Genomic DNA, 6,564 nt, shown 5'->3' with positions numbered 1-6,564 from the left:
CCCCGGAGCCGGCCGGCTCCACCCCCGTCGCGGAGCCCGGGCCCGCGGCGGAACCCGCCCCGGCTCCGGCCGGCGACCCGGCACCGGCCGGTGCCGCGACCGCCGAGCCCGGCCCGGCCATCTCCCTGGAGAAGGTGAGGGCCGCGGGCGGCGCCGGCCTGGCCAAGATGTACAAGTCGGCCGGGGTCTCGCTGGAGAAGGCGGGACTCGCCGGGCAGCGGGCCGCCGTCTACCTGGTGCTGGACCGGTCGGGTTCGATGCGCCAGTACTACAAGGACGGCACCGTGCAGCACCTCGCCGAGCAGGCGCTGGCGCTGTCCGCCAACCTCGACGACGACGGCGTGGTGCCGGTGGTCTTCTTCTCCACCGAGGTGGACGGGGTCGCGGAGCTCTCCCTGGACAACCACAAGGGCCGTATCCAGGAGTTGCACGACTCCTACGGGCACATGGGCCGCACCAACTACCACCTGGCCATGCAGGCGGTGGTCGACCACTACACCGAGTCCGGCGCGACCGACCCGGCGTTCGTGATCTTCCAGACCGACGGTGCCCCGACCTCCCGCACCGCCGCCAAGCAGGCGCTGTGCACGGCGGCGAAGCTGCCGCTGTTCTGGCAGTTCGTGGGCTTCGGCGGCAGCGCGGACAGCAACCAGTTCGACTTCCTGCGCAAGCTGGACACCCTGGCGGTGCCCAAGGCGCGGGTGGTGGACAACGCCGGCTTCTTCCACGCCGGTGACGACCCCATGGCCATGACCGACAACCGGCTCTACAAGCAGTTGACGGCGGAGTTCCCGCAGTGGCTGACCGCCGCCCGTGAGGCCGGCGTCATCCGCTGATTCCCACCCCCATCGGGCCCCGACGCGCCCGGGACGACCGGCCCCCGCCGGCGGTCCCGGGCGCGTCGCGCGTCCGGCCCGCACCCCCGTCCGATCCGCCGGAATTGTCAGTGCCGGGTGCTGAAATGGAGGTATCGGGAAGGCCGAGGGCACCGGGGACCCCGGGGCCGCGAGGAAGTGGGAGGCCCGCCATGTCGACGATGATCCGCACGACGCCCCGGGCGCTGATGGAGCGCCGCCGGCGGCTGCTCGCCGACATCCGGATGGGCTACGAGGAGTTGCGCACCCGCGCCTTCACCTACAGCCTCACCTCCGAGGAGCTGGCCGTCTGGCACGCGGTGCAGGACATCGACCGCCTGCTGAACTGCGACGGCTGGTACATCAGCGTCGAGGACCGGGACCTGCCCGCCGTGGCCTGAGCGGGCGGCGGCCGACGCCCCGTCCGCCGGGAGGGCATCGGACCGGGAGCGACGAGGGTGGGGTTTCCACCGGTGAATTCCGGGTGACCGGTGTGCCGGTGGAGCGGTGAGTGCGTCGACCCGCCGGACATTCCGTGAAATGACGAGGGAGAAACGGGCGGGGGCATTCCGCGTTTTCCTCGGTGAGTCGGAGCGTCCGGGGAATTTCCCGGGCCCGGAGGCCCGGCGCGTCCGGTTCCCCCGGGGCGCCTTTACCGGCGGGAGGGGGAAGGGCCGGTGTTTTTGCACGTGGCCCCGCCCCGGGGCCCCTCGGGGCGGGTCCGGAGGCCGGTGAGGGCTCGGATGGTTCCGGAACCGTTCCGGAACCGACCCCCGCGCCGGGCGGATGTTCCGACCCCTCCACCCCGCCTGCCTGCGAATTCGGTGCGCCGGGGAAATCAAACGCCCCGGATCACCGGGCGTAAAGCGATCCGTTTCGACTTGCGGGGGGTGTCGGGGGGCGGTTGGGATGAAAGCCCCCACACGCGGAAAACGAAACGGACGCACGCATGAGGCATTCCCTTCGGTCCCCCCGCCGTCGCCTGGTCATGGGCGGCACCGCCGTCGCGCTGGCGGCCGGCCTCACCCTGACCGCCACGTCCGCCTTCGGCTCCCCCGGCGACGCCGGCGCGTCGCCCGGCGCGGCCGGTGGCACGGACGTCACGGAAACCGGCGCCGCCGACGCGACGGAGGAAGCCGGGGTCCGGGCGAACACCGTGGTCTTCGAGGACACCTTCGACGGCCCGGCGGGCGCCGCCCCGGACGAGTCGAGGTGGAACACGGAGGTTGGCGACAACGTCCACAACAACGAGTTGCAGTACTACACGCCGGGCAACGCCAACGCCGCCCTGGACGGTGAGGGCAATCTGGTGATCACCGCCCGCGAGACCGCCCCCGGCGAGTCGTACCCCTGCTGGTACGGGGAGTGCGAGTACACCTCGGCCCGGATCAACACCTCGGGGAAGTTCGCCGCCGAGTACGGTCGGGTGGAGGCGCGGATCAAGGTTCCCGCCGGCCAGGGCATGTGGCCCGCCTTCTGGATGCTCGGCGACGACTTCCACGAGGTGGATTGGCCGGCCAGTGGCGAGATCGACATCATGGAGTACGTCGGCTACGACCCGCACCACGTGTTCGGTTACGTCCACGGCCCCGGCTACTCCGGGGACAGCGGCATCGGCGGCTCGTACCGCCTGCCCGGCGGGGAGCCGATCGCCGACGACTTCCGCACCTTCGCCGTGGACTGGGCCCCGGACTCCATCACCTGGCTGGTGGACGACGTGCCCTACCAGACCCTCACCCCGGCCGACCTGGACGGCAACGAGTGGGTGTTCAACAAGCCGTTCTTCCTGATCCTCAACCTCGCGGTGGGCGGGAACTGGCCCGGCTCGCCGGACGAGACCACGGTCTTCCCGGCCGAACTGGTGGTCGACCACGTGCGCGTGAGCGTGGACGAGGCCTCCGCCGCCGCGCTCGACTGATCCGCCCGGGGATCCGACCGGTCGGGGCGCCTCGCCCCGCGCCCCGACCGGTCACACCCGGTGGTTCCGATCCCCGATCGGTGCGCGGTCGGTGCGGGGCCCGGTGCCGCTCCGCGGCCTTCAGCGGGCGCCGACCGCGAGCACGCCGTCGGTGGGCACGATCTCCCGCCCCAGCGGCATCAGCGAGATCGGGATCATCTTCAGGTGTGCGATCCCGAACGGGATGCCGATGATCGTCACGAAGAAGCCGACCGCCGCCACCACGTGGCCGATGGTGATCCAGATGCCGGCCACGATCAGCCAGATGACGTTGCCGACGCCGGAGGCCAGTCCGGCGTCGGATCGCTGCCGGGCGGTGTACCCGAAGGGCCACAGCGAGTAGACGGCGATGCGGAAGCAGGCGATTCCCCAGGGGATGGTGATGATCAGGATGCAGCAGATCACGCCGGCGACCAGGTAGCCGAGCGCCATCCACACCCCCGAGAAGATCAACCAGAGAATGTTGAGCACGAGCCTGATCACGGTGGGGTTCCCTTCCGAGGGGGTGGGTGAGCTGCGGGCGGGCCGACCTCGGGCACCTGCCCCGTTCGTCGGCACGTTCCCCGCGCGGCGGTCGGTCAGTCACCGCCGGGCGGGGAATCCGGGTCGGCTCGGGGTCCCCCGCAGGGGGATCGTCACACCGGGGACGGAGGACCGGGCCGGAGCACCGTGCCGGGGGCGTCTCAGAACCCCCGGTGGCCGTCGGGGCCGGGCGGGGTGTTCCAGCCGCCGGGGTCGCCGCCCCGGCCGGTGGGGCCGCCCCAACCGCCCGCCATCCGCTCCAGGCGGGCGATCCGCTCGGCCATCGGCGGGTGGGTGGCGAAGAGCTTGGACATGCCGTCGCCGCGCCGGAAGGGGTTGGCGATCATCATGTGGCTCGCCGCCTCCAGCTTCGGCTCGGGCGGCAGCGGCAGCGCCTGCGTGCCGGCCTCCAGTTTGCGCAGGGCGCTCGCCAGGGCCTCCGGGTCACCGGTCAGCTCGGCTCCCGAGGCGTCGGCCTCGTACTCCCGCGAGCGGCTGACCGCCAGCCGGATGAGGGTCGCGGCGAACGGCCCGAGCAGGCCGATCAGCAGCATCCCCACGATGCCGGGGCCGCGGTCGGAGCGGCCCGGCAGCAGCCAGGCGAACTGCACCAGGAACATGATCACCGAGGCCATCGCGCCGGCCACCGAGGAGATGAGGATGTCGCGGTTGTAGACGTGACTCAGCTCGTGGCCGATCACCCCGCGCAGCTCCCGCTCGTTCAGCAGCCGCAGGATGCCGTCGGTGCAGCAGACGGCGGCGTTGCGTGGGTTGCGGCCGGTGGCGAAGGCGTTGGGGGCGTCGGTCGGGGAGATGTACAGCCGGGGCATGGGCTGTCGGGCCCGGCCGGCCAGTTCGCGCACCATGCGGTAGAGCTCGGGGGCCTCGAATTCGCTCACCGGGCGGGCCCGCATGGAGCGCAGGGCGAGTTTGTCGCTGTTCCAGTAGGCGTATCCGTTGGTGGCCAGGGCGACCACCAGAGCGATGATCAGCCCGGTGCGGCCGAAGAAGGCGCCGATCAGCAGGATCAGCGCGGACATGCCGCCGAGCAGGGCGGCCGTCTTCAGTCCGTTGTGCCGGCGGTGCACGGTGTTCCCTCCGGGATGGTGCCGTTCGGGGGACTCCTTCGGTCCGGGTCATGGGGGTTCGTCCGCCATGGGCGGAGCTTCCCGAAGGGAACAACGCGACAACCCGACCGGCGGTTCCCGGCCGGTCACGGGGCGCGACGCGCGTCACGTCCCGTGACCGCCGGCCGGCCGGGCGGGCAGGCGGGCAGGCGGGCAGGCGGGCAGGCGGGCGAGCAGGCGGCCGGGCGACCGGGCAGGCGGAGGGCCGCCCCGGGGCGGCCCTCCTCAGAGGAAGGTGCCGGAGGCCAGGCGGAGGAGGAACTGCGGCCAGCCGGAGAGGATCAGCGCGATGCCGGCGGCCAGGCCCACGGCGACGGAGAGCGGCAGCGGCACGGCCGGGGCGCTCGCGGGGGGCGCGGCCGACGGCCGGGCGGCGGCGGCCGTCCCGGCCGCCGGGTTCGCCCCGGCGGCCGGGAGGGCCCCCGCCGGCACCGGCTCGGCGATCGGCGCCGGCACCCCGGCCCCCGGCTCGTCCCCGACCGGCCGGAAGAGCAGCGCGATCCAGCGCAGGTAGTAGACCAGGGCGATCACCACGTTGAGCGCCGCGACCACCGCGAGGACGGCCAGTTCGGCGTCGACCGCCGCCCGGATCACCGCGACCTTGGTGAACAGCCCGATCAGGCCCGGCGGCAGTCCGGCCAGGCAGATGAGGAAGAAGGCCATCGCCAGGGCGGTCGGTCGGCGCCGGAGGGCCATGCCGCGGTGGTCGGCGATCCGACCGCCGCGCACCGACAGCACCACGGCGAAGGCACCGAGGGTGACGACGGCGTACATCAGGGCGTAGGCCAGGGTCGCGCCGACCGCGGCCGAGACGGCCCCCGCGGACCCGGGGCCCCCGGTGCCGATCTCCCGGCCGGCCGCCGCGAGCGGCACCAGCAGCCACCCGGCCTGGCCGACGGAGGACCAGGCGAGCAGCCGCACGGCGCTGCCGGGGGCGGCGGGGTCCACCCGCAGGGCCGCGACGTTGCCGACCGTCATGGTGAGCCCGGCGAGCAGCGCCAGCGCCGGGCCCCACACCGCGTACTCGCCGGGCAGGGCCACGGTGGTCAGCAGCACCAGCCCGGCGAGGCCGGCGGTCTTGCCGACCACCGCGAGGTAGCCGGCGATCGCGGGGGGCGCGCCGCCGTAGGTGTCGGGGATCCAGAAGTGGAACGGCACCGCGCCGACCTTCAGGGCGAAGCCGACCAGCGCGAGGACGGCGCCGACGGTGACCAGGCCGGAGAGGGCGGGGTCCGCGTCGGGCAGGGCGTCGGCGAGGACGGTCAGGTGCAGGCCGCCCGCGGCGGCGTACAGGAAGCCGACGCCCAGCAGGGTGACGGCGGTGGCGGTGACCGAGGAGAGGAGGAACTTCAGGGCCGCCTCGGGGGCGAGCCGGTCCGCGCGGCGCAGCGCGACCAGCGCGTAGACCGGGAGGGTGGCGACCTCCAGGGCGAGGATCAGGGTCGCCAGGTCGCGGGCGGCCGGCAGCAGGGCGGCGCCGGCGGCGGAGGCCAGCAGCAGGAAGACGTACTCGCCGGCGGGGACGGCGCCGGGCCGGTCGTCGGGCCGCACGAGGGCGGGCAGCGAGATCAGCGCGGCGAGCAGGGCTCCGAGCAGCACGAGCGCCTGCACGGTGAGCGCGAAGCGGTCGGCGACGTAGGAGCAGGGGGCCGGGTCCACGGTGAGGCAGAAGGTCGCCCGGTCGCCGTCGCGCAGCGGGAGCAGCAGGGCGAGGCCGGCGGCCGGTGCGGCGACGGCGAGGCCGCCGAGCAGGGCGCCGCGCCGGGCGGCCGGGAACGCCGGGGAGGCCGGCGGCAGCAGCAGGTCGGCGAGGAGCGCGAGCAGACAGCCGGCGGCGACGGCGACGACCGGCGCGATGACCGCCCACTCGATGCTCTGGATGAGGTTCATCGGGCGACTCCGGGCAGCAGGGCCTGCACGGCCGGGTCGGTGAGGCCGAGCAGCAGCGCGGGCCACAGGCCGAGGAGGAGGGTGAGGGCCGCGAGGGGGGCGTACACGGCCGACTCGGCGACGCCCGGGTCCGGGAGGCGGTCGGGGTCGGCGGCCGGTGCGGCGCCGGGTGCCTCGGCGGCGGCGAGGTCGGCGGTGGTGGGTTCGGGCGCTG

5 protein-coding genes and 2 pseudogenes are annotated in these 6,564 nt (G+C 74.1%); 3 read left to right on the top strand and 4 right to left on the bottom strand.

Translation table 11 applies throughout. The annotated features are described in order from the left end of the window. The first annotated feature begins 167 nt into the window (after nucleotides 1-167). The 3 genes from FOE67_RS12610 to FOE67_RS12600 all read left to right on the top strand — a co-directional run bounded on the left by FOE67_RS12610 (nucleotide 168) and on the right by FOE67_RS12600 (nucleotide 2,772). Nucleotides 168-836, top strand: coding sequence for a vWA domain-containing protein (locus FOE67_RS12610; RefSeq protein ID WP_182663630.1), 669 nt, complete (start codon nucleotides 168-170; stop codon nucleotides 834-836). A 191-nt stretch (nucleotides 837-1,027) separates the two neighbouring features. Further along, entirely contained in the window at nucleotides 1,028-1,255 is a 228-nt protein-coding gene (locus tag FOE67_RS12605; RefSeq protein WP_182663624.1) for a hypothetical protein, read from the top strand. 548 nt (nucleotides 1,256-1,803) lie between these two features. Continuing rightward, the gene (locus FOE67_RS12600) at nucleotides 1,804-2,772 is read left to right on the top strand and encodes a glycoside hydrolase family 16 protein (RefSeq protein ID WP_228473822.1); all 969 of its coding nucleotides are present in this window, start codon (nucleotides 1,804-1,806) and stop codon (nucleotides 2,770-2,772) included. Nucleotides 2,773-2,892: 120 nt separating this feature from the next. Here FOE67_RS12600 and FOE67_RS12595 read toward each other — a convergent pair whose 3' ends face one another. From FOE67_RS12595 to FOE67_RS12580, 4 genes and pseudogenes are all read right to left on the bottom strand, one after another. Then, nucleotides 2,893-3,291 (bottom strand): YccF domain-containing protein, encoded by a 399-nt coding sequence (locus tag FOE67_RS12595; RefSeq protein ID WP_182663626.1) that lies wholly within the window; start codon nucleotides 3,289-3,291, stop codon nucleotides 2,893-2,895. Nucleotides 3,292-3,578: 287 nt separating this feature from the next. Next, nucleotides 3,579-4,421 (bottom strand): annotated as a pseudogene (gene htpX, locus FOE67_RS12590) (zinc metalloprotease HtpX); the annotation flags it as partial. A 264-nt stretch (nucleotides 4,422-4,685) separates the two neighbouring features. Beyond that, nucleotides 4,686-6,350: an NADH-quinone oxidoreductase subunit N gene (locus FOE67_RS12585; RefSeq protein ID WP_182663620.1), complete on the bottom strand. Its 1,665-nt coding sequence runs from the start codon at nucleotides 6,348-6,350 to the stop codon at nucleotides 4,686-4,688. Next, nucleotides 6,347-6,564 (bottom strand): annotated as a pseudogene (locus FOE67_RS12580) (NADH-quinone oxidoreductase subunit M); the annotation flags it as partial. The gene FOE67_RS12585 and the pseudogene FOE67_RS12580, both read right to left, overlap by 4 nt.

The sequence above is a fragment of the Streptomyces calidiresistens genome, assembly GCF_014141525.1.
GTDB classification, from domain to species: Bacteria; Actinomycetota; Actinomycetes; order Streptomycetales; family Streptomycetaceae; genus Streptomyces; species Streptomyces calidiresistens.
The sequence above is the reverse complement of the archived record's forward strand: the minus strand, read 5'-3'. Positions and strand labels throughout refer to the sequence as shown.

Bases quoted from the DNA above. Each gene is read 5' to 3' on its own strand.
- FOE67_RS12610 (WP_182663630.1), top strand. From the start codon at position 168: ATGTACAAGTCGGCCGGGGTCTCGCTGGAGAAGGCGGGACTCGCCGGG.
- FOE67_RS12605 (WP_182663624.1), top strand. From the start codon at position 1,028: ATGTCGACGATGATCCGCACGACGCCCCGGGCGCTGATGGAGCGCCGC.
- FOE67_RS12600 (WP_228473822.1), top strand. From the start codon at position 1,804: ATGAGGCATTCCCTTCGGTCCCCCCGCCGTCGCCTGGTCATGGGCGGC.
- FOE67_RS12585 (WP_182663620.1), bottom strand. From the start codon at position 6,350: ATGAACCTCATCCAGAGCATCGAGTGGGCGGTCATCGCGCCGGTCGTC.